Source organism: Niallia circulans (assembly GCF_007273535.1).
Lineage (GTDB): Bacteria > Bacillota > Bacilli > Bacillales > Cytobacillaceae > Niallia > Niallia circulans_B.
Genome location: NZ_RIBP01000001.1, coordinates 929,879 through 950,895, shown reverse-complemented (window position 1 = coordinate 950,895; position 21,017 = coordinate 929,879). Strand labels below are relative to the sequence as shown.

Below are 21,017 nucleotides of genomic sequence, written 5' to 3'. Positions count from 1 at the left end.
GTAAAGTGGCATTAATCCATTGGAATAAGGATTAAGGCTTTTTTTTTAGTAATTTAATTGCAGTGAGCCTAATACAGACATAGTATATAATAGGATTAAAAACTATGAGTAGAGGTTTCAATGATGAATCAAATTCAATTGCAATATTTAATCAATGAGATGGATGGAGCGGACACTATTTATAATGAAGCGGATGGAACCTACACAAGTGAGGGAGCTCCTTCCTGGAATGCATACCGTAAAGCAGAAGCATTGACAGACACAAATTGTATCTCGTATCTAATTGACATGTTCAAAACAAGCAACAAAGAATCAGTCAAAAGGAATATTTATTTTGCTTTAGGGTGTCTTGGAGCAAATACAGGTGATAAACGTGTTGTAGATTTTCTATTAAAACAGCTTGATAAAGAAACAAATAAACATACGTTAGAAAGGATACTGATGAGTATTGAGGAACAAGAAGTCATACCTGATGCCGCTTCTATTATTAAGTGTTTAGATGATGAGAGATGGCTAGTAAGACATTCAGCAATTTCAGCATTGGGAAAATTTAAAAGTACGGACGTAGTAGAAGACGCACTTATAGAAGTGATTAGAAAATCGCAAGATGAATATGATCTTTATTATGCACTTGGTTCTCTAAGTAATATGGGTTCCGCAAAATCCATTCCATATATCCTTCCCTTACTCACGAATACAAAAGGAGAAGTAAGACGCTCCGCTGTCTGTGCACTCGCTAGTTTAGGAGGAGCAGCATACCTTTCCCATTATATAGAGGCATTAGGTGACCGTTCCCCACATGTAAAAAGCTATGCTCTATTAGCAATTAAAAACCATGGTGATGAAACGGCGATAGACGTTGTGTATAAACGTGTAAAAACAGTATTAAGTAAAAAACGAAAGATAGATAGTGACGAGTTAGTACCAGCATTTGAATTTCTAAGTAAATATAAAGATTATGATAATAAAGTCCAAAAATTATTAGAATGGATCAAAATAAAAAAATGGGACTTTCTTTCAGATAGAGAAAAGGAGGGGTTTCGAAAGAGCACTAATTAAGCAAATTATTCCTTAAATCGTAAGCGTATGGCTATTAAATTAGTTCTTTTTATTGGACTCTCGATTACACGCTGTCAAAGAGGAGTACTAGAGGCTCCTCGGCCTCTTTTTACCATGGGAGTCGAGTGTTCTCCGCCATATACCACTTAGAATTTCAAATATTACATTAGAAAATTTCACTGAACAAACGAATTATAAATAATAAAATGCTACAATTTAACCAAGACTTAATTATGTCACAAAGTATTATGTTTCTAAATAAAGAATGACATTTGCACCTGATATAATATGGTTAAAAAGGAGATGAGAGCAAATGAATAATAAAAAAAGCATCATCTTTATCATTTTATTTCTTGTGCTTCCGATAACATTTATGCTTAGTTCATTCGGTTGGCGCTATTTATTTCTGCATAGAGAGTTAATAAAAGTTGCTACCGATTGCTTGTCTATTTTAGGTATTTACTATGTTATTGTTAGCTTTATCTTTTCTTTTGGTTTAAAAAACATCAACTTAAAAGATTTGTAATGAGAATTCAGGTGACAAATAGCTACTTCATTTATGCTAAAGTGATGAATTTACCAATAGAGGTGATGTCATGCATATAAAAATTATTATTGTCAGTATTGTATCTCTATTGTGGTTATCTGCGTGCAGTAATGGGGGAAATGAGGAGGCTACAAACAGGAATGATCAAAACGAAGTTGTAGAAAATCAAGAAATAAAAGCAGATAACGATGCAGGGGAAAATCAACAAAGAGAAACGAAAGATAACAATGGTAATGTAGAGAACCAAGAAGCAGCTACAACCGAGAAAACAATTGGACTTTATAACAAAAACAACTTCCATACAAAACAGTATGCAAAAGGGAATATTACAGTAGATTATCCACAATTAGCCGATGATTTGGATAAGGCAAATAAAATTAACCGTGTGATTGCGAAGGACGCGAGTTATTTTTTTGAGAAAGATTATTATGAGAGCTATACAGGTGAAGTAAAATATAATATTCCTTTTGTAAATGATGAGCTTGTTAGTATAACATATGCAGGGTTACTTACGAGTCCAATCAATAGCTATCCGATAAACTTATCTTATTCAACACTTGTAAATATGCAAACAGGTGAAAAAGTAAGCTTAAGTGATTTAGTCAATCTTGATGATGAGTTTATTAAAGCGTTTAAACTGGGGGACATTGTTACAGATCAATCCTCAGAATATAAACAGGAAATCAAAAAGTATATCGCAAGCTTAGATGATCAAGACCTACTTAAGAAATTTTTAGAAGCAGATAAAATGGACTTTCCAGAAGTATTTGTTTATGTAACGGATGATGTAATTGTTGTCACAATTGCGGTAGTCCATGCGTTAGGTGACTTTATAAGTGTGCAAATATCAAAGGATAGTGTGAGCTTTAAATAATATCTGCACAAATCAAGTAAGCTAAGAGGAATACCCATTTGTATGGATATTCCTTTATTTCCATATTTATATTTAATCCACCTTAAACATTTTTATATTCTCTTGATAATAAGCAATAATAAAGTCTTTAAAGCTTTTTTCTGATGAAGACAGCAATTTATTTCTAACCCATGAAAGACTGACTGAATAGGAGGGCGAAATGTCTGCGATTTTCACATAATTTAACTGTAATTGCCTGCAGACCGAAATGGGAAGTAGTGCAACCCCTTGATTTACCTTAATTATTTCTAAAAGTAAGTAGGAATCCACCTCAAAAATGTTATTCGGAACAAATCCATGTTTTTTACAGAGATTCGTAGTGAATTCGCTGTATTCCTCATTATCGGCCAATGAAATAAACGGCTCATTTGCAACCTCACATAATGATAGTTCCGTTTTAGCCTTATACTTATTGGTGTTTGGCAACACTAACACAATATCTTCTTCGACTAATAAACAACTCTCTATCTCATCGTCTTCAATCGGATGACCAGCTATCCCTAAATCAACATCCCCTTTTTTTAAGCTTGCAATTATGTCACTTTTGGCTTTTATTCCTTGTTGAATGGTTGATTCAGGGGAGGTGTTAATATACTCGCTGATTAATCCTGCAAGAAATCTTGGGTTGGAGATAGCTATTTTTATCGTATGAGACATTTTATCTTCTTCTGCGTGAATTTCCTTTTGTGCATTTGCAAGCTCCATAAAAATCCTGTCAACATGCTTCAAAAAAATTCTGCCTGAGGAGTTTAATTGAATATTTCTCCCCTTCCTATTAAAAAGCGCTGTTCCTAATTCATCCTCCAATCGTTTTATAGTTAAGCTTAAAGAGGGCTGGGCAATATTTAAGGTGCTGGCTGCTTTTGAAATATGCTCAGTATAAGCAACTGTCTGAAAGTATTTGAGTTGAAGTAATTCCATTTATTTAAACCCCTTATTTATTTTGATAAATATATATATACCTTATTATGTATTAGATTAAATGTAAATGAAGATGTAAGATAAATTAATTACATAGTTTGAAAAAGGATATTATATACAACTTAGGAGAGGTGTCATTACAATGAAAATTGATATTAACAATATCGCAAAAAATCTCAATACACCGTTAACTGCACCAGCTTACCCTATGCCACCATATAAGTTTGTGAACCGCGAATATCTTAATATTATTTATCGCACAGATGAAAAAGCATTAAGGGCGGCAGTGCCAGAACCTCTTCAAATAACGGAACCATTAGTGAAATTTGAAGTTATGTGGATGCCCGATGTTTCTGGACTTGGTGCTTATACAGAGGCTGGACAAGTGATTCCTGTCCGATTTAATGGAGAGGAAGGGGATTATGTGCATTCTATGTATGTAGACAACTTCCCAGCAATTGCAAGTGGGCGTGAGCTAACGGCTTATCCGAAGAAATTGGGAGCACCTAAGCTATATACAGACTCTGATACGCTTGTTGGAACATTGGATTATGGAAGCCTTCGAGTAGCGACTGCCACTATGGGGTATAAGCATGGCGAAATGGACAAGGATAAAGCTAAAAGCGAAATTTGCCGTCCTAATTTTATGGTGAAAATTGCAACCGATTATACGGGAGAATTACGGGTTTGTGATCTAATTCGAACACAAATAACAGATATAAAAGTGAAAGAGGCATGGACAGGACCTGCGCGACTTCAATTGTTTGAACACGCATTGGCACCTTTGGCAGACTTACCAGTATTAGAAGTCATTTCGGCCTCTCATATTCTTACAGATTTGACTTTAAATGCTGCACAGCCTGTATATAACTATCTAGAGGAAAAATAAGGAGGACTTTATGATGAGAATTGCTGTTTTAGGAGCAGGTTCTTTAGGAACTATCGTAGGAGCATATCTTAGTGAGGGTGGAATGGATGTTGAATTAATTGATACGTACGAAGCACATGTTAATGCTCTAAATCAAACAGGAGCTAAAGTAGTTGGTACACATGTGTTTCAAGCAAAGGTGAAAGCTATTACACCAGAAAATAAATCTGGCAAATATGATTTAGTTTTACTGCTGACAAAACAATTATATAACGACTCTGTTCTTGCTGAGTTACTTCCGTATTTAAGGGAGGATAGTGTAGTTTGTTCCTTACAAAACGGTATACCGGAGAAGAATGTTGCAGCCATTGTTGGTGCAGAGCGTGTAATCGCAGGTTCAGTTGAATTTGGGGCAACATTTATGGAACCAGGAGTATCCAGCTTAACAACCGAATACACTCAATTCAAAAAGTATGCCTTTCAAATCGGTGAATTAAATGGAGAAACAACAGATAGAATTAAGCAAATAAAAGCTGTGTTAGACCTTGTTGGGGGTACACATATATCGGACAATTTAGTTGGAACAAAATGGTCGAAGCTACTTATCAATAATGCATTCAGTGGCTTATCCGCTGCCTTGAATGGTGAATATGGTGACATTCTCGATAATGAATATGGCATCGTTAGTGCCGTTCATATTGCAGACGAAACGATTAAAGTTGGTCATGCTATTGGGGTGACATTTGCTAAAATGAATGGTTTTGATATTGCTGCATTAGAAGTAATAAACGAACAAGATGTACCTGAACGAGTGCAAACCTTTAGGGCAGTAATGGAGCCTTCAAGGCTTTTAAAGGCAAGTATGCTACAAGATCTTGAAAAGATGCGCAAAACAGAAATTGATTTTATCAATGGAGTTGTTCCAAAAATGGCAGAAGGTACAAGTATTCCCACACCGTTTAATGACTTAGTTGTTAAACTGGTTAAATCTGCGGAAGATTCTCAAACTGTTCCTGATTTTACTACCAATATAGAAAGCTTTGAAGAGTTGATAAAAAAACACAAAATGTAACCAGATGAAGGGATTGCTTAAGCAATCCTTTTTTTCTGCATATCTGTATACTTCAGTAATAAAACTTTCAAAGAAAGCGCTATAGTTAGGATATCTCTCAAATTAACATTAAAGGTTCAGTGTTTTAACCGATATATACTAAGATATTAAGAAAGGGGCATAAAATCATTGCATAATTCATTACAAACTTTAGTTGATTTAGGACCTATTATTAAAGAGACAACAGGCAAAACTACTGCGATTATGATTACAGACTTACAAAATATCATTTATTTTTCACCTTCAACAAGTCTTCCATTATCTATAAAAGTTGGCGACCCAGCATTTGTGCCCGGTAATGAACTTTTAATTCGTTCGTTGAAGGAAGCGAAAAAAGTAGAAGAATATGTCCCAAAAGAAAGGCTTGGCATTCCATTTTTCTCCACTGTAACACCAATTAAAGATAAAGATACAAAAGAAGTTGTCGGCTTATTCTCTATAAGTAAGACATTAGAAATTGAAGAAAAGCTGGATCATGAATTAAGCTCACTAAATGCAATTATCGGTACACTTCATGAAAAAATCCAAATCGTTGCAGCACAATCAGAAGAATTATCAGCTACAAGCAATGAAATTACTTCTCAGGCCATTAAAGCAAATGATAATACACAGCAAATCGGCAATTTAGTGAAAATCATTGAAGGAATTTCTACGCAAACAAATTTATTAGGATTAAACGCGGCAATTGAAGCAGCACGATCTGGAGAGGCTGGAAAAGGCTTCGGAGTGGTTGCAACAGAAATAAGAAAACTTTCAGAGAACACAAAACAAGCCGTTGGCACAATTGGCGGATCATTATCTGAAATAAAAAATAGCATCGAAAGCTTGAAAATCAGTATTGAGGAAGTAAGTGCGTCATCAGAAGAACAATCCACTGTTATGGTAGATTTCCTAGAGGAAATGCAAAAATTAGAAAAACAAAGCAAAGAGGTTTTTGCTTATATGAAGGAATTGGTTTAATAAGAGTAAATTATCTTGTAACTTATTTATGCTTGTTTATCAACAGGTAAGATTGGCATGTGACAAATTAATATCTTCGCTTCAAAATATTGCATGCTAGTGTTATTTGTAGGTGAAGGTTAAATGTAAGAAAAGGTGTTAATCCAAGAAGGATTAATGCCTTTTTTCTGCATTAATTTTATTACATAATGATGTACTTTAAAGTTACTTGCAGCATGTATTTTAATAAATAGAGTGATTGTTTTGAGCTAAAAAAAAGTGTTAGAACAGAGAGAACATTAAGAATTGCAACTGTTTAGCATATATTATTCCTCGAGTAGAATCTATAAACATATAACCTTATTGTAGTTATATAAAAATTATTTTGATAAATAAAAGAAATGCTTTTATCATAAAAGCAATAATTAATTTGTTTAGTGAAGGAATTAATTCGCTAGAAGGGCTTATAGGTATCAAAATAATAGAATTCTGGGTTGCATGGGAAGAAAAGGAAGATGAGTGGTTTAATGATCTACCCGTTATAATCAGCTTTGAAGATTGGCAGTTGGAATTATGTGCATATAAGAGTGGTGAATTCGCTATTACCTTTGACCAAATTGATTTAGCAGAAGAAATTGATTACTATGGTACTGACTTTTTGCTTAAATGGGAAATTGATAAGATGCCAAAACTTAATGAATGTAGGAACAAACCAGTAGTGAAGGTTGAAATTATTGAATGCTTCAATCAATTGATCGGCATCGGTTTTCATCTTGAAGAAGGATATTTGGCAGTTTGTAATGGTTTAGATGAAAATATGATATATTTAAATAGGATGGAAGGAGAACAATTTAAATTTACAATTTTGTAGTGCAATAATAAAAAGTATTCTTAAAGATTATTCGAGCCAACAGTCTAGCTTTATAGCACTAAAAGCTATTACAAATCGATTATTTAGGGTAAAGTGAAAATTAAAACTTTTATAAGAGAGGAGTTCGTATGAATAAAACCCTTATTCTCCTTGATATACAAACATTGAATAACGAATTAACTAATAATAGAAAGCGAAGTATAAAAATAATAAAAAGGCTGCAGCAAGAACCAACAAATCTTATGCTTAAAAGAAGACTGAAAAAAATAAAGTTAGATAATGAAAATATAAGCAAAAAACAGCTTGAATTGTGGAAACTGTATAAAGAAAAATGACTATCATATACGTAAGCTTTAATTGCATTTTACATAAACAGCTTCGTATTTTATTAGTTTAGAGATTTTAATCTTTTAATATAATTTAAATAAAGCAAAACATAAAACTGCCTAGGGGGAGTTTATTTTTTTTGGTTAAAATCCTTCTATATAGTATTTCTAATTCGTTGGTTACAAAATACATATTTATCCAAATGGTGATTTGTAGTAAACTGATAATTACCTGACGTATTTATCCTTTCATAAAAAGGAGGAACCTATATGAACCCAAAAAGCCATACAAAAATGAAAAACCACCAAAAGGTTCAAGGCATATATAAAGAGATAAAAAGACAGCAACAAGAAGATGCTGCAGAAACAGATAGTAAATTTGGGGAGATTATTGTAAATATTTGTGTTGTTATCATTCTTTTCTTTTTTGTAATGAGTACATTATTTGATTATGGTGTTAGCGTTCCAAAATTTTTTGGATATTAAATTTTTTATAGAGTAAAAATCAATAGTGCTTTGTTTCAGGAGCGTTTTAAACAAGTTCTATACATTAGGACTATATTTTTAAGAGCCAATGCATGTTTGGCTCTTTTTTATTATAAAAAAATCGAACGAAAACTCAAATTGTTACCAATATATAGTGTGAAAGATGAGGGAGGTGAATAAGGTTGAGTGTTGATAATGAATTAATTAGAATAATTAACCTTATTGAATCTGGAGACAAAGAGGCATGTGCTGAACTTTATGAAAAAACGATCCACGATGTATTTAAAACAGTTCACTTTTTAATGGAGGAAAAAACAGATATAGATGATGTGATTCAAGACATTTACATACAAGTGTTTAAATCTATAAAAAAATTCGATGTAGAACGGAAATTTAAACCTTGGTTAATGGGAATTGTGTTAAAACAAATTAAGGCATATCGAAGGAAAAAATGGAAGATATTCAGGACTGTTAAGAAGGTTGAAGAATTTAAACAAGAAAAAGAAGTAGATTTCTCAAACAAGGTTATTGAAAAGATAACAAATAAACAGCTAGTCAATTTAGTGGATGAATTACCATTCAAACTGAAACAGGTCATTATCCTTCGGTATTTAAACGATTATAGCCAAGAGGAAATTTCAGCAATCATGGAAGTTCCTATTGGAACAGTTAAGTCCAGAATAAATGCTGCTTTAACAAAATTGCGTACAAAAGGAAAAAATAAAAGATTACTCGAAGAAGTGAGGAAGGTTTATGAATATTGAAACAAAACTTAGGGAGTCCTTACAAGAGAAAGGAAAAGAAATAACCCCTCCACCAGGATTAAAAATGAATGTGCTAACTAGTATTCATCTTGGTAAATCAAAAACAAAAAAACGAATTATCACCGGCGTTTTAGCTGCTTCATTGTTAATACCGACAGGGGCATTTGCCTCAAAATCTCTCATAGCTGATGGACTTTACGGCTCTTTTGATAATCTGAAGAAGCATATTACAAGTGCGACAATGGAAGGTTACCTCCGCTTGGATGCAAAGATTGCCCAGGCACAAGGCCAGATAGAACCAGAAGAATATAAAGAGTTTATTGGACTTGTTAAAATAATGACCGATGCTAAGCTTGAATTTGGTGACAAATATGGGGGGATTAACTATGCTGATCTCTCACCAGCAAAACAAGCAGAGCTTGAAAAAGTATATTCAGACATACAACCATACTATGATTTATTAAATGGACAGGAATCAAGTAAGGATTTGTTAACCGAGAAAGAATACAAACATTATATTGAATCACTAATGGTTTACGAAGAAATTATTGCAAGTAGTCAGATAAACCCAGACCATTATATAGAAACAAAGGAAATACCAACAGATTTGCAAGCTCCATTTGAAGAAGCAAGGGACTTTATTGACTATGTTAATGAAAAACAAACGGAGTATAGGAACTAGTTGTTTAGTATAATCTTTCTGTAAGAATCCCATTGGTATTTTTTTAAACAACGAGTAATAATTTAAGGAGATTCTAATCTTGAACAGGCATTTCCAGTGGTTTGGCATTTTTAAGGTCTTCTTCTGTGTATAAACCACCCGTTTCTTGATAAACAGGGTCTTCACTTTCTTTAGAATGTTTATTCTCTAAGGTTTCAGTTGCTCCTGAGTCGTCTCTGTCTGAACGTATACCTTCTTTATATTGTGATTCACAGGCAGAGAGAAACGAAGCAACAATAAGTAAACATAAGAGCAAAGTTGTTAATTTTGTCTTTTTTATCATGGTAACAACCCTTTTTATCTAATTATAAGGAATGAAGTGGTATATGTAAAAAAATAGTAACTGTTAACAAGGAAGTCTCCTTTGTTAATATGTCCTTGACATGGAGACCAGCTTATTTAAAAAAATGAATGGTATGAACTACAAAAACAACAGACAGATGCAGCTTCTGTCTGTTGTTATAATATGATAATCAAAACAAATGCATAATCAAAACGACAACAATAGCAACTACTAACGCTGGTAGAAGGTTAGCTATTTTAATTTTTGTAATTCCGACTAAATTTAATCCTATAGCAATAATCATAATACCACCAGTTGCTGACATTTCAATAACAAACTGATCCATTAAGGCATCTGGAACTAATTGAACAATTTGGGTAGCAAAAAGTGCTATTAATCCTTCATATAAAATTACAGGTATAGCAGAGAATAACACGCCGATGCCCAATGTGGTCGTTAAGATGATGGCGATAAATCCGTCAATAACTGCTTTTGTGTACAACACATCATTATTTCCCCGAATCCCGCTATCTAAAGCGCCGATAATACCCATTGCGCCAACCACAAATATTAATGTACCTGTTATAAAACCTTGTGATATGCTTCCTTGTTTATTGGAACCGACCTGTTTCTCTAGCCAATCACCTAGTTTGGAGATTTTATCTTCTAAGGCAAGTAGTTCACCAATTACTGCCCCTATAGCAAGACTTAAAATCACGATAAGAAAATTTTCGGTTTTAAGTCCCATTTGCATACCTAAAACGACAATGGCTAAGCCCATTATTTTCATCACAGTGTCCTTCATGCTTTCTGGAATACGACGAAGCAGACTCCCTAATAATGTACCAACGCTTACACCTATTGCATTTGCTAAAGCCCCCATTAAAATCACTTTGACTCACCTGACTCTTTCCATATTGTTGTGTTTTCTTGTATTATAGGGGTAAATTATATATAAATAAAATCAAAGTTTTAGATAGTAAGTATGAATGAAATTCATAGATAGGAATGATAGGGATGAGCCTTGCAAGATATGAAGTTTTTAACACAGTTGTTGAATTAGGAAGCTTAACAAAAGCGGCAGAAGCATTAAATCTGACTCAGTCTGCGGTTAGTTATTCAATCGCGAACCTAGAGGCAGAATTTGGATTTCCTCTATTAATAAGAAGCCGGTCTGGTATTACTCTAACTAGTAATGGACAAAGAATATTGAAATCTGTCCGTACTGTCCTGCATTGGGATGAAAAACTGAAGCAAGAAGCAGCCTCCATCAAGGGGCTGGAAGTTGGTACAATACGAATTGGGGCTTTTACAAGTGTTTGTATTCAATGGCTGCCAAGATTGCTGAAGAACTTTAAACAAGAGTATCCTCTCATTGAAATTAAAATTTTTCAAGGAGGCTATCAAGATGTTGAAGAGTGGATTACGAACGGTGTTATAGACTTTGGTTTTACAACCTTGCCTACAGCAGATAACTTTGAAACTATCCCATTAAAAAAAGATCGGATATTGTGCATCCTTCCACACAAACATCCTCTCAGTAATCTTGAAAAGGTCCGGATAAATCAATTAGTGAATGAAGCCTTTATTACTCTTAAATCTGGTTATAACCATGACATTAAACGTATCTTAAAAGAGACTGGTGTTACACTCAAGAACAGTTTTGAAATGGCTGATGACCAAGCTATATTAGCGATGGTGGAAAATGAACTGGGTGTCAGCATTATGCCTGAACTTGTCCTGCAAAGTATGCCATACAAAGTGACAGCACTTCGTCTTGAGCCAGAGCAGCATCGGATTATTAGTATTGCTGCCTTATCTTTAAAAGAAATTGCTCCAGCTTCGCAAAGATTTATTGAATTTATCAAAAAGTTACTTGAATCAAAGGAGACCTAAACATATGAAGATAAGGAGCAGTGAGGCATGTTCGCATGCTTTTTTTGGGTTTTTGAGCGATTTTTCTTCAATTTTCCCTTATCAAAGGGTGATTAGGAGTGAATAATTGCTTTAGTATATTCAGAGAAATCAACTAAACGAACATCTAAAATTTTCTGCAATATCACTATGTTTATCTCCTGATAGTCATGAACAGCAATATTTCGAAATCCTACCATTGCCTTCATTCTATTGGAAAGAGAAGCAGTGATAATATTCTCTGTTTCTAATAAGGAAAAGGCCTCTCGACTATTTTGAGGTAGCCCCAACCTTTTGTCTGCAACAATATGCATTGCAAGGTCAATACTTGCTTCACAAGCCCTTTGCAAATTAAGGATGATGGAATCATGTTTAGTATAATTCTCTAAATTACTAGGACTTTGGTGATATTCATCATTTATCCGTTTCATACACCGTTCGATAATAGCTACTTTGATCATTTGTACTTCACTTTTAAAAATGCAACCGTTATCATTTTCCTTATTAAGAATCTCATGCCGTTCTTCATTCAACTTTGCAAAAAGCTTTCATCTGAAATTCATCTTTTTTTTTGCTCATTTGTACAGTAGATGATTTTACCAGTATGCACTATTTGTGCCTGAAATACTGTACTAGCACTGCCTAAATCAATTAAATCAACATCTTGGCCAATTTGAGCTGCTAATTCTTGTGCAGCTATAAATAAAATGTATTTATCTTGCACTTTATTGTCACAAAGAAAAGCAATGTCTATATCACTTTCAGGATGAGTGGTTCCGTTATCACTGGAACCAAAAATAATAAAATAATTAAAAAGGGGGAAATTTTATCACTTAAGTAGCTGATAATTGTTTGTTCCAGTTCCTCTGTCAATGAGACCAGCCCTCCACAGTAGTTTTAATAATCCTATTATAACAAATTATTGTTGTTTGTTTTTAGTGAAACTTAGCCAGTAGGCATTTTTTTGAGGCTAAAGTCCTAAAAATTCTACCTGTGTTCCTTTTTTTACCGCGGCAATGTGATATAATATCTATAATTTTAGAATATTCACATAAATAATTAGGTAAAAAGGAGTCGAGAATATGGACAAAACACTTGATAATAGCTTAAATGTGTCTATCCTCATGAATGAACTGAAGGAAAGCAATAGTGAAATGGATACTGTGATGAAAAAGATTCGTGATATCTCGATGAAATCCAATATTCTTGCCCTTAATTCTGGGATTGAAGCTGCTCGAGCCGGGGAAGCAGGGAGAGGCTTCTCAGTTGTTGCTGCTGAAATTAAACGATTTGCTGAACAGAGCTTGAATGCAAGTAAAGAGAGTGAAGCAATTATTAAAACAATCCAAAACAAGGCAAATGAAATTATGGCTGTGCGCACAGTGGATATTGCCTTTGATACGATTGATAAAATAGACCGGAACTTATTTGAAAGAAATTGTGATGTGCAAGCATGGGCAACATATGATGCAATTAAAGACTGCTTGCTGGCACCTTCTGCAGAGACGAAAAAAACGGCTCAAAAGTTCTTAAAGAATATCCATCAAATTTATGAAGTGTATTTTGATTTATTCGTAGTTGATTTGCATGGAGAAATTATTGTAGCAGCCCAAAATCAAAGCGAGTTAGGAAAAAGTAAAGCAGATAGAGCATGGTTTCAGGAAACAGTGAAGCAAAATCACGTACATGTGACAGATATGTATCATTCCTCTGTTGTCGGTGGGCATACAATGGCCTATTCCAGTCCTATCCATGATGATTCAGGCAACATTATCGGGGTAATGACAACAAGATTTAATTGGGAATTCATCTTCGATATTATTGACAGAGTGCAGCTTGATCAAAAAAGCAGGCTATATGTCATTAATTCAGACGGCTATGTTATTGCCTCAACTGATCGAACAGGCATTTTAGAAAGAAGACTCGACAACCTGAAAGCAGTTAAAAATATTATGTCGGGCAGGGATGTCAGAGGATTTACTATTGAAGACAATCAAATTTATGCTTACTGCTTAACAGAAGGCTATAACGCCTACAAAGGAAAGGGCTGGTCTGTGATAGTGGTAGAATCGATTGTTTAGTGGGATTCTGTGTGCAGTCATATTTATCTATTAAAGTGTTTAAATACTATTTTCCTATGCAGAAATCACTTATATATGTTGGGGATAAAATGGCACTATTCAGAGGTATCAATTATTAGTTCGTTTTTTTGTTTACCTGCTGACTAATCAATTATTTCTCCAGCAGTGCTAACGAAAAAAAGGGTAATAAGGACAATTGTCTTTCTAAATAATACAATATATAATAAAACATGTTTTCATGTTATTTATTTATTAATCTAGAAAGAAGTTTTTATATTGAAAAACCTGTTTGTTTTCCTTTCAATTCTGTTTATTATTTTCTCCAATGGCGACCATCCAAAGGGAGGATATAAGGAGGAACGAAAGCCTCGTTCTAAAGAGGAAACAATTCAACCGTGAGAGAAAGGGAAGGGCAATTATTTTGCCCTTCCCTTTCTTTTTTATTGAACAAATGTTAGTACAAATCCGTCATACCCTTTTTCCCCAACTGTTTGGATACCGACTGAATCAGCCCGTTCGTCCACTGCAAGAATGTCAATGAACTTCCTTATTCCAATCACCTTTTCATCACTGCTGTTCTTATTAATTACTTCTCCATCTCGGACAACATTATCAGAAACGATTACTGCGCCTTTTGCGGCCAATTGAAGTGCCCACTTAATATAATGGGGATTATTTGGCTTATCGGCATCGATGAAGATGAAGTCAAACTTGCTGAAGCCTTGTGCCTGTAATGTAGGCAAGGTCGTTAATGCTGGTCCTTCTATTATCGTAACCTTGTCTGCTAACTTAGCTGAGTTTATATTTGCCTGTGCTGTTTTTGCATGTGTTGGATCTACTTCTAAGGTGACTATTTTTCCGTTTTCGGGGAGGGTGCGAGCGAGCCATATTGTGCTGTAGCCGCCGAGTGTGCCGATTTCTAAGATGTTTTTTGCGCCTTTTAGTTGGGCAAGCATTGCGAGGAATTTTCCTTGTGTGGGAGTAACATCAATTTCTGGTAGGCCGTTCTTTTGATTATTGTCTCTAACATATTCCAAATCTTTGATTTCTGGCTGAAACTGTTTCGTAAAATAGTGATCAACTGAATTCCAAGTTTTCTCATTTCTCATGATAACCAACTCCTTTTGGATTATATATTCATTGTAAGTTATAATTTTATATAAATAAAATACATGTTATTTATATATATATAAATAAAATTTATAAGGAGGAGTTAAAATGAACCTGCATGGGCTTCGGTTGTTTTATCATGTTGCTAGTATGGGGAGCTTCACAAAGGCTGCAGAAATTCTGATGATAAGTCAGCCTGCTGTTTCGAGCCAAATAAAACAATTCGAAAAAGAACTGGGAATTACTTTGTTTAATAAGAATGGCAAAAGATTTACTTTAACACCGTTTGGAGAAGCAATGGCTCAAAAAGCGGAGCTGTTTTTTGCTCATGAATTACAACTAGAACAGTTTGTACAAGACTATAAAACAGCGAAAAAAGGGCGGATCCGTATAACTGCAACCTATCTTCCTGCCAACTTTCTTATCCCGGAATGGGCAGCTGCATTCAAAGCAGAAAATGAAGGGGTTGAGATAAGCATTACAACGAGAAATTCAACAGATGCCTTTCAGGAATTGATTCATTATAAAGCAGATATGGCCATGTATGCAGGAGGATCGGAGCAGCAGATGAAGGAAATTGAGTGGAGACAGCTTTTTCAGGATGAGATATGGTTTGTCGTATCCTCGCGGCATAGGCTTGCCAACTGTACCGTATCACTTGAGGATGTGATGAAGGAGCCTTTTATCATGAGAGAAGCAGGCAGTTCCACAAGAGAAAGGCTACTCTCCTTATGTCACACACATCGGGTCACACCGCCAAAAATTGCTTTGCAGTTTACCGGATTAAATGAGGCCATCCGTTCTGTTATGACAGGGTATGGCGTTAACTTTGTGTCCTCGCTAGTTGTTAAGGAGTATGTGAAGACAGGACAGCTTGCGAGGGTTTTTGTTGATATAGCACCAGTAAAGAATATTATTGCCATTTGTACACGCAAGGGCGAAAACCTTCCCCCTGTAGTAAAGGAATTTATTCGTTTATGCATGGAAAGCAGTAACCACGGTATTGTAGAAGAGTAGATGTATGTAGGTAGGAAGAATGGCGAAGAAAGTCTCATTTTAAAATAGGGACAAGCAGTGGTGAATAACCAGGGAAGAGTGCTGGTAATACTATAGCCAAAGCTAATAACTCCTCCAAACAACAAATCCCAATAAAATTTACAGCACTCCTAAAAAGCCTAATAATGTTTAAATAGAATAGGAATATTTTCGCCAATTACTTAATATATTTAATTCTGATAAGGTTATTATGTGATTTTTCCTTTTTGTGGTATTGAAAGGGGGGGATGTGCTGCCAAAAAAATAAAGCTTTACCCGAGTCGTCTATCCGAACTAACGAAAGATTTTTAAGGACATTCTTCGTTATCACGGAGGTGAGTAAGGATGAAGAAAGTGCTTCTGTTCATTTCAAATTTTCTCTACGGTGGTTTTGTATTAACCGCTTTGTTCGAAAATTTCAAACGAATTCGCGACGGTTTTGCCAGTGGAACTGTTTCATTCTCCAAAACGCCAATTTTGGAGATGGTTCAATTCTTGATGGACGACTGGGCTTATAAGTGGGTTGCAATCTGGGCTGTTGTTGGGCTTATCCTTTATCTTCTGCACGCCAATGCAGAACGGAAGAAAAAAGCCGAGGCCGCAGATAAAGAACGCTTATTTCGCTGGTTAGACGAATACCGAAATAAACAAAATAAAAAAAGCAAATAGTAGATTATGTCTTTAACGCACATTCGCGCCAACGAATGTGCTTTGCTTTTTATATAGTATGACGCTCTTTATAAAAAATGACTGATTAAAGTCAATAAGTGCAAGCATAAATATAGCTTGTCTTAAGTAAAGCATAACTTATCGAAAGAGTATTAGACAAGTGATATAGTCAGCTTTCCCAAAGGTTTAGCAGGATATTCACCAATAAAACTAACTTAAAAAATGATAAAGTCTGTGAAAATATGAAACATTAAATTTTTTATAATTTTTTATTTGGTATCCATAATTTGGCTGGTAATGATAAAATGATACATGTAGCATCAGAATTTGAATGTCCGAATCGGCAAGTAAGCTATGTAAGTTGAGATTACGAAGTTTTTATTAAAAATATGCTTTTTTTATGTGATTATTATCAGGTTAGAAATTCGCAGATTACAATGCTGATAAAAGTGGAAAAGCATAGAATAATAGATATGTTGTGGAGGGAACGAATGTGAATAAACAGGAATATACAAAGCAGGCAGCAGAACAAGAGGATTGGGCACCAGGCTGGGATGCTATTGATGAGGTTTTTGCAGAACTGTATGCAGAGCAAGAGCCGGCTCATTTCGCAACAGACCTCCATGCAAGAGCAATATTCGGAGGCGATCAATATTTAGACGGCTATAGTATTTATCAATCAGCAATTGGCTATAAGCATATCCTGACATATGGAATGACGGAGCTTTATTCTGAAGTAGAAGCCTTTGGTGGTGAGTGGAGCAAATGGGGCTATTTAAATTAAAGGAAGAATCTTATGATGACTGTATGTGGGCACTTGATATGCTGTCTAATTTGGCCAGCTATACCTTTACACAAAAACGATTTTTAGAACCACTTCAATATATTGCAGGAAACGGGACATCTATACATATCGGCGCAGAATCGCAAATCACAGCATTATTAGTAGTTAATGATACAGAAGCTGCTGGAGTTGACACTGTGCACGGAAGGGTTGACTTTCTTCAGCTAGTAGGAATTACGGAAAGGGAATTGGAGTTAATAAAAGAAGATCATACAAAAGCGAATGAGCTTGTGGGAAAAATGAAACAAGACAATCCTTATTTGGTAACAGATATGCAAAGGAGTTTTTCTTATCTCTAATGTAAGACGTTTCAGCTGTCAGGAGGGCAGCTTTTTTTTAGCTGAAAAACAGAGGGAAAATGCAAGCGGCACTAGATATCAGATGGAAAGCTGATATAATACTAGTATGTACTAGTTTTTGGAAGAAGAGTTATCTTACTATTTGTGAAAATTTTCACAATTTATAGAGGTTAATGAATGAATAACAAGCCGAATTATGTAGAAACAACTATTAAAGCGAATATAGAAGAGGTGTGGGAAAGGACGCAAACACCTGAGCACCATGAGCAATGGGATCTAAGGTTTTCTTCCATTGCCTATTTGCCGAAAAAGACAGAAGCAGAGCCACAGGCCTTCACATATGAAAGAAAAACTTGGCTTAGGCTTCAAGGTAAAAGGCTGGGGAAAAAGTGTTGGTACACATAAACAGGATGGGACCAAAACCTCGTCCCTACATTTTGGGCCAGAGCAAGTAATTTCACCAATAAAGGAAGGGAAGGGCTATTGGAAATATATCCCTGCTGAAGCAGGAACCATATTTCTCACGCAATATGACTATGATTTACATAATAAAGGGGTATTTGGACAGTTTATTGATATTTTCTTTCGTCCGCTCATCGGCTGGGGGACGGCATTAAGCTTTGATGTATTGAAAAGGTGGACTGAAAAAGGTGAATTGCCAAGATGGCAGTATGTACGTTTTTGCTGTAATATCCTTATTTCTTTGCTGTTTTGCTTTATTTGGGTTTATCAAGGGCTCGTCCCTAAAATCCTGGCACATCATCCTTTAGAAATATCGATGCTATCGAGCCTAACATCATTAACTGGGACTAAAGCTGAGGCAGCAGTGACGATTATTGGCATAGCCGAAATTGTATTTGGTGTTGTTTGGCTTTTATACCGTAATAAGAGGCTACTACATGCAATACAGTTAATTTTGGTTTTCCTGTATTTCCATTGTCAGCAGTGATTGCAGAGCCGCCCATTTGGACACATCCCTTTAGTCCTATCGCATTTAATATGAGTCTGTGGATTCTTTCTGTCGTTGGATTTGTATTTGCAAAGGATGCTCACAACTGCGACTAACTGTATACGCAAGAAAAGGATAAGGTGAGATGATGATTTATAAAGAAATACTTGGTGATGATTTCTATAAGCTTCATCCAAAGCTGCAGGAACGCTATTCGATCACAGTTAATCGGCCATTTCATGGAAAGGGAATAATGCTTCATATCAGCAATGGAAAAAGATGGTTAAATCCTTTTTTAAAATTTGCGGTTCGCTGGAAGTTTCTGTTTCCTGAAGAAGGAAGCAATATCCCGTTTTCGTTAAAAAATACATCGAAGCAGCTTGCAAATGGTGACCAAGAAATATATTGGGAACGGAGTTTTCACTTTTCTGATGTTACGAGACATTTTAATGCATATATGACAATTGATGCGGAACGCAGGATTGTTAAAGATTATTTAGGAGAGCCTAATTTATTTTATTCGGATTTAACTTTTCTTGTAGCATCGACCGGAGACTTGCAAATCCAATCAGGCGCACAGCGCATCCTCCTTGGAAAATGGGAAGTTCCTCTCCCGCGGTTATTGGAAGGAAGGGTAACGGTTAAGGAGGGCTATGATGATGTAATTGAGCTTTACACTATTCATGTGGATATAAGAAATCCGCTGCTAGGAAGGTTGATGTCATATGAAGGCAGGTTCAAGCAAGAGAATACATAACTCATCAATGATAAGTGGACTTATTTTATTTCTGGCAAGTTGTTTTTATACAACAGAGCTGCATTTCTTGTTGTTAACGGCCGCACAATTGATTCTTGTTCCAATGACACTTCATTTAGTAATGGAAATAACCAAGAAACAGGCGTTTATTATTGGCGCAGGTCAGGTGTCTGTATTTTTGTTGCATGTGATCACTATTCAGACAGGACAAATGATACTATCTATAATATATATACTGTTTACACTGTTTGTAGCATTGAACGGTTTGGGCCGATTTTTTAGGCGTGGTTTTGTCAACTGGGCGGAAATTTCGATTGATATCGGGATGATGTATTTATTTATGGGAGGAATTTGGTTTTTTATTGATATTAATGGGATTAATACCGGATTTAGTCCGATGCTTAATTGGCTGACAGCGATTCACTTTCATTATTCGGCCTTTTTATTGCCAATATCGGTTGGCTTCTTTGGTCGAATTCATAAGTCAGCACTTTACAATGTAATTGTGCCACTCATTTTAGCTGCACCAATGCTTGTTGCGCTAGGCATAACATTTTGGCGACTACTCGAATTTATTTCCGTTATTTTTTACATGTTTGCGATTTATAGTTTAATCTATCTGGCATTTAAGACTAAATTTGAGTATTTTCTGCAAGGGCTGTTTATTCGATTATCTTATAGTGCCCTTGGTATGACAATCTTATTTTCTCTTGTCTATTCAGTTGGACGTGCCTTTGGAAGGTGGTATGTAACATTAGACTTTATGCTGTTATTTCATGGGGTAGTGAACTGTATTCTCTTCGGGCTTATTGGTGTACTTGGATGGAAACTTCATCTGCCTGAATCGAAGCAGGCTGTCTGGAGCTTTCCTGTCAGTAGGATAAGAGGGAAATTAACGACAGATAATAGCTATAAATCAGGGCTAGTTGATGATCTTAGTGAATTTGTTGATATAAAGGGATTACCTAAAACAATCGTCCATTTCTACGAGCAAAGTGATAAATATCGTTTATTTGCAACAACATATTGGGCTGGTTGGTTTAAACCACTGCTTATTATCTATAAACCCATCAGTATTTTGCTTAATCAGTTGAATCTGCCCATATCAAAGAAACAAGTGGAAATGCACGGGCAAATTCTTGGGGTAAATTCATTGCTTGATGGCCGTAAGAGCCCTCGAGCATGGGTGCGAGATGTGAATGGAAGCACCGTTTTTACGGCCATTTATTCTAGTCATGAAAATAAAGGCACGACATATATGAATATCGCATTGCCACTTCCATTTTCAACAATGGGAGGCATCCTGCGGCTTGAAAAAAGAACCAAATCTCTTGTGCTGTCTAGTCAAGGAGAAGGGAATCAAGGTATATACCTGGCAACTGGAAAACTGCTATTTAAGCTGCCATTATCTGAAGACTTTTTGATTGAAGAAAAACAAGCTGGAGAACTAACCGCTATCCATAAAATGAAGCTATTTGGCCTTCCTTTTCTGAAAATTGACTACTATATACTAGAAAAAAACATATCAAAACATAAACTTCATAGTTGAA

Annotated in this window: 26 protein-coding genes and 1 pseudogene; 21 read left to right on the top strand and 6 right to left on the bottom strand. The window is 35.3% G+C overall.

Annotation, left to right across the window (positions count from 1 at the left end; translation table 11 throughout):
* The first annotated feature begins 120 nt into the window (after nt 1-120).
* The 3 genes from CEQ21_RS05550 (at nt 121) to CEQ21_RS05540 (ending at nt 2,480) form a co-directional block, all read left to right on the top strand.
* Nucleotides 121-1,059 (top strand): HEAT repeat domain-containing protein, encoded by a 939-nt coding sequence (locus CEQ21_RS05550; RefSeq protein WP_185763624.1) that lies wholly within the window; start codon nt 121-123, stop codon nt 1,057-1,059.
* 313 nt (nt 1,060-1,372) lie between these two features.
* The gene (locus tag CEQ21_RS05545) at nt 1,373-1,585 is read left to right on the top strand and encodes a hypothetical protein (protein WP_185763623.1); all 213 of its coding nucleotides are present in this window, start codon (nt 1,373-1,375) and stop codon (nt 1,583-1,585) included.
* A gap of 70 nt (nt 1,586-1,655) precedes the next feature.
* Nucleotides 1,656-2,480, top strand: coding sequence for a hypothetical protein (locus tag CEQ21_RS05540; RefSeq protein ID WP_185763622.1), 825 nt, complete (start codon nt 1,656-1,658; stop codon nt 2,478-2,480).
* A gap of 72 nt (nt 2,481-2,552) precedes the next feature.
* Here the strand turns inward: CEQ21_RS05540 and CEQ21_RS05535 are convergent, their stop codons facing one another.
* The gene (locus CEQ21_RS05535; RefSeq protein ID WP_185763621.1) at nt 2,553-3,440 is read right to left on the bottom strand and encodes a LysR family transcriptional regulator; all 888 of its coding nucleotides are present in this window, start codon (nt 3,438-3,440) and stop codon (nt 2,553-2,555) included.
* A 142-nt stretch (nt 3,441-3,582) separates the two neighbouring features.
* Here CEQ21_RS05535 and CEQ21_RS05530 point away from each other — a divergent pair, with 142 nt between their 5' ends.
* From CEQ21_RS05530 to CEQ21_RS05495, 8 genes and pseudogenes are all read left to right on the top strand, one after another.
* Nucleotides 3,583-4,329: an acetoacetate decarboxylase gene (locus CEQ21_RS05530; RefSeq protein WP_185763620.1), complete on the top strand. Its 747-nt coding sequence runs from the start codon at nt 3,583-3,585 to the stop codon at nt 4,327-4,329.
* 13 nt (nt 4,330-4,342) lie between these two features.
* The gene (locus tag CEQ21_RS05525; protein ID WP_185764101.1) at nt 4,343-5,380 is read left to right on the top strand and encodes a ketopantoate reductase family protein; all 1,038 of its coding nucleotides are present in this window, start codon (nt 4,343-4,345) and stop codon (nt 5,378-5,380) included.
* Between the two features lie 684 nt (nt 5,381-6,064).
* A pseudogene (locus CEQ21_RS27450) lies at nt 6,065-6,379 on the top strand (methyl-accepting chemotaxis protein); the annotation flags it as partial.
* Nucleotides 6,380-6,788: 409 nt separating this feature from the next.
* Entirely contained in the window at nt 6,789-7,229 is a 441-nt protein-coding gene (locus CEQ21_RS05515) for a VOC family protein (RefSeq protein ID WP_185763618.1), read from the top strand.
* Nucleotides 7,230-7,357: 128 nt separating this feature from the next.
* Complete coding sequence (locus tag CEQ21_RS05510; protein ID WP_185763617.1) at nt 7,358-7,564, top strand: hypothetical protein; 207 nt, start codon at nt 7,358-7,360, stop codon at nt 7,562-7,564.
* Nucleotides 7,565-7,825: 261 nt separating this feature from the next.
* Nucleotides 7,826-8,041, top strand: coding sequence for a hypothetical protein (locus CEQ21_RS05505; RefSeq protein ID WP_185763616.1), 216 nt, complete (start codon nt 7,826-7,828; stop codon nt 8,039-8,041).
* Between the two features lie 182 nt (nt 8,042-8,223).
* A complete protein-coding gene (locus tag CEQ21_RS05500) occupies nt 8,224-8,805 on the top strand; it encodes a sigma-70 family RNA polymerase sigma factor (RefSeq protein WP_185763615.1) in 582 nt (193 codons plus the stop codon).
* On the top strand, nt 8,795-9,487 hold the full coding sequence (locus CEQ21_RS05495; protein ID WP_185763614.1) for a DUF3600 domain-containing protein: 693 nt from the start codon (nt 8,795-8,797) through the stop codon (nt 9,485-9,487). The genes CEQ21_RS05500 and CEQ21_RS05495 overlap by 11 nt, the downstream gene beginning before the upstream one ends.
* A 73-nt stretch (nt 9,488-9,560) precedes the next feature.
* Here the strand turns inward: CEQ21_RS05495 and CEQ21_RS05490 are convergent, their stop codons facing one another.
* Both CEQ21_RS05490 and CEQ21_RS05485 read right to left on the bottom strand, forming a co-directional pair.
* Nucleotides 9,561-9,809: a hypothetical protein gene (locus tag CEQ21_RS05490; protein ID WP_185763613.1), complete on the bottom strand. Its 249-nt coding sequence runs from the start codon at nt 9,807-9,809 to the stop codon at nt 9,561-9,563.
* A 190-nt stretch (nt 9,810-9,999) separates the two neighbouring features.
* Nucleotides 10,000-10,692: a DUF554 domain-containing protein gene (locus CEQ21_RS05485; RefSeq protein ID WP_419181583.1), complete on the bottom strand. Its 693-nt coding sequence runs from the start codon at nt 10,690-10,692 to the stop codon at nt 10,000-10,002.
* 134 nt (nt 10,693-10,826) lie between these two features.
* Here CEQ21_RS05485 and CEQ21_RS05480 point away from each other — a divergent pair, with 134 nt between their 5' ends.
* Entirely contained in the window at nt 10,827-11,705 is an 879-nt protein-coding gene (locus tag CEQ21_RS05480) for a LysR family transcriptional regulator (RefSeq protein ID WP_185763611.1), read from the top strand.
* Between the two features lie 92 nt (nt 11,706-11,797).
* Here CEQ21_RS05480 and hepT read toward each other — a convergent pair whose 3' ends face one another.
* The gene (hepT, locus tag CEQ21_RS27115) at nt 11,798-12,184 is read right to left on the bottom strand and encodes a type VII toxin-antitoxin system HepT family RNase toxin (protein WP_235907175.1); all 387 of its coding nucleotides are present in this window, start codon (nt 12,182-12,184) and stop codon (nt 11,798-11,800) included.
* 98 nt (nt 12,185-12,282) lie between these two features.
* The gene (locus tag CEQ21_RS27110; RefSeq protein WP_235907211.1) at nt 12,283-12,471 is read right to left on the bottom strand and encodes a nucleotidyltransferase domain-containing protein; all 189 of its coding nucleotides are present in this window, start codon (nt 12,469-12,471) and stop codon (nt 12,283-12,285) included.
* Nucleotides 12,472-12,805: 334 nt separating this feature from the next.
* Between CEQ21_RS27110 and CEQ21_RS05470 the strand changes: the two genes are divergently transcribed.
* Nucleotides 12,806-13,804 (top strand): methyl-accepting chemotaxis protein, encoded by a 999-nt coding sequence (locus CEQ21_RS05470; RefSeq protein ID WP_185763610.1) that lies wholly within the window; start codon nt 12,806-12,808, stop codon nt 13,802-13,804.
* 440 nt (nt 13,805-14,244) lie between these two features.
* Here CEQ21_RS05470 and CEQ21_RS05465 read toward each other — a convergent pair whose 3' ends face one another.
* Nucleotides 14,245-14,913, bottom strand: a complete 669-nt coding sequence (locus CEQ21_RS05465; protein ID WP_185763609.1) for an O-methyltransferase — start codon at nt 14,911-14,913, stop codon at nt 14,245-14,247.
* A gap of 109 nt (nt 14,914-15,022) precedes the next feature.
* On the opposite strand from CEQ21_RS05465, the gene CEQ21_RS05460 reads away from it, so the two are divergent.
* From CEQ21_RS05460 to CEQ21_RS05435, 8 genes are all read left to right on the top strand, one after another.
* The gene (locus CEQ21_RS05460) at nt 15,023-15,931 is read left to right on the top strand and encodes a LysR family transcriptional regulator (RefSeq protein ID WP_185763608.1); all 909 of its coding nucleotides are present in this window, start codon (nt 15,023-15,025) and stop codon (nt 15,929-15,931) included.
* A gap of 363 nt (nt 15,932-16,294) precedes the next feature.
* Nucleotides 16,295-16,618: a hypothetical protein gene (locus tag CEQ21_RS05455; protein WP_185763607.1), complete on the top strand. Its 324-nt coding sequence runs from the start codon at nt 16,295-16,297 to the stop codon at nt 16,616-16,618.
* Nucleotides 16,619-17,111: 493 nt separating this feature from the next.
* Nucleotides 17,112-17,402 (top strand): suppressor of fused domain protein, encoded by a 291-nt coding sequence (locus tag CEQ21_RS26995; RefSeq protein WP_213087329.1) that lies wholly within the window; start codon nt 17,112-17,114, stop codon nt 17,400-17,402.
* Nucleotides 17,384-17,761: a suppressor of fused domain protein gene (locus CEQ21_RS26990; protein ID WP_213087328.1), complete on the top strand. Its 378-nt coding sequence runs from the start codon at nt 17,384-17,386 to the stop codon at nt 17,759-17,761. The genes CEQ21_RS26995 and CEQ21_RS26990 overlap by 19 nt, the downstream gene beginning before the upstream one ends.
* Nucleotides 17,762-17,938: 177 nt before the next feature.
* Complete coding sequence (locus CEQ21_RS27105) at nt 17,939-18,166, top strand: hypothetical protein (RefSeq protein WP_235907174.1); 228 nt, start codon at nt 17,939-17,941, stop codon at nt 18,164-18,166.
* Nucleotides 18,102-18,710, top strand: coding sequence for a DoxX-like family protein (locus tag CEQ21_RS05445; RefSeq protein WP_235907173.1), 609 nt, complete (start codon nt 18,102-18,104; stop codon nt 18,708-18,710). The genes CEQ21_RS27105 and CEQ21_RS05445 overlap by 65 nt, the downstream gene beginning before the upstream one ends.
* A 145-nt stretch (nt 18,711-18,855) precedes the next feature.
* Nucleotides 18,856-19,467 carry a DUF4166 domain-containing protein gene (locus CEQ21_RS05440; protein WP_185763606.1) on the top strand — a complete coding sequence of 204 codons (612 nt, stop codon included), beginning with the start codon at nt 18,856-18,858 and terminating at the stop codon, nt 19,465-19,467.
* Entirely contained in the window at nt 19,436-21,016 is a 1,581-nt protein-coding gene (locus CEQ21_RS05435) for a YndJ family protein (protein WP_185763605.1), read from the top strand. Before CEQ21_RS05440 ends, CEQ21_RS05435 begins: the two co-directional genes overlap by 32 nt.
* Nucleotide 21,017: the final 1 nt, after the last annotated feature.

Bases quoted from the DNA above. Each gene is read 5' to 3' on its own strand.
- CEQ21_RS05525 (WP_185764101.1), top strand. From the start codon at position 4,343: ATGAGAATTGCTGTTTTAGGAGCAGGTTCTTTAGGAACTATCGTAGGA.
- CEQ21_RS05480 (WP_185763611.1), top strand. From the start codon at position 10,827: ATGAGCCTTGCAAGATATGAAGTTTTTAACACAGTTGTTGAATTAGGA.
- CEQ21_RS05460 (WP_185763608.1), top strand. From the start codon at position 15,023: ATGAACCTGCATGGGCTTCGGTTGTTTTATCATGTTGCTAGTATGGGG.
- CEQ21_RS05510 (WP_185763617.1), top strand. From the start codon at position 7,358: ATGAATAAAACCCTTATTCTCCTTGATATACAAACATTGAATAACGAA.
- CEQ21_RS05435 (WP_185763605.1), top strand. From the start codon at position 19,436: ATGAAGGCAGGTTCAAGCAAGAGAATACATAACTCATCAATGATAAGT.
- CEQ21_RS05490 (WP_185763613.1), bottom strand. From the start codon at position 9,809: ATGATAAAAAAGACAAAATTAACAACTTTGCTCTTATGTTTACTTATT.
- CEQ21_RS05540 (WP_185763622.1), top strand. From the start codon at position 1,656: ATGCATATAAAAATTATTATTGTCAGTATTGTATCTCTATTGTGGTTA.
- CEQ21_RS05445 (WP_235907173.1), top strand. From the start codon at position 18,102: ATGAAAGAAAAACTTGGCTTAGGCTTCAAGGTAAAAGGCTGGGGAAAA.
- CEQ21_RS05495 (WP_185763614.1), top strand. From the start codon at position 8,795: ATGAATATTGAAACAAAACTTAGGGAGTCCTTACAAGAGAAAGGAAAA.
- CEQ21_RS05455 (WP_185763607.1), top strand. From the start codon at position 16,295: ATGAAGAAAGTGCTTCTGTTCATTTCAAATTTTCTCTACGGTGGTTTT.
- CEQ21_RS05550 (WP_185763624.1), top strand. From the start codon at position 121: ATGATGAATCAAATTCAATTGCAATATTTAATCAATGAGATGGATGGA.
- hepT (WP_235907175.1), bottom strand. From the start codon at position 12,184: ATGATCAAAGTAGCTATTATCGAACGGTGTATGAAACGGATAAATGAT.
- CEQ21_RS05465 (WP_185763609.1), bottom strand. From the start codon at position 14,913: ATGAGAAATGAGAAAACTTGGAATTCAGTTGATCACTATTTTACGAAA.
- CEQ21_RS26990 (WP_213087328.1), top strand. From the start codon at position 17,384: ATGGGGCTATTTAAATTAAAGGAAGAATCTTATGATGACTGTATGTGG.
- CEQ21_RS05535 (WP_185763621.1), bottom strand. From the start codon at position 3,440: ATGGAATTACTTCAACTCAAATACTTTCAGACAGTTGCTTATACTGAG.
- CEQ21_RS05470 (WP_185763610.1), top strand. From the start codon at position 12,806: ATGGACAAAACACTTGATAATAGCTTAAATGTGTCTATCCTCATGAAT.
- CEQ21_RS05485 (WP_419181583.1), bottom strand. From the start codon at position 10,692: ATGGGGGCTTTAGCAAATGCAATAGGTGTAAGCGTTGGTACATTATTA.
- CEQ21_RS05505 (WP_185763616.1), top strand. From the start codon at position 7,826: ATGAACCCAAAAAGCCATACAAAAATGAAAAACCACCAAAAGGTTCAA.
- CEQ21_RS05530 (WP_185763620.1), top strand. From the start codon at position 3,583: ATGAAAATTGATATTAACAATATCGCAAAAAATCTCAATACACCGTTA.
- CEQ21_RS05545 (WP_185763623.1), top strand. From the start codon at position 1,373: ATGAATAATAAAAAAAGCATCATCTTTATCATTTTATTTCTTGTGCTT.
- CEQ21_RS05440 (WP_185763606.1), top strand. From the start codon at position 18,856: ATGATGATTTATAAAGAAATACTTGGTGATGATTTCTATAAGCTTCAT.
- CEQ21_RS27105 (WP_235907174.1), top strand. From the start codon at position 17,939: ATGAATAACAAGCCGAATTATGTAGAAACAACTATTAAAGCGAATATA.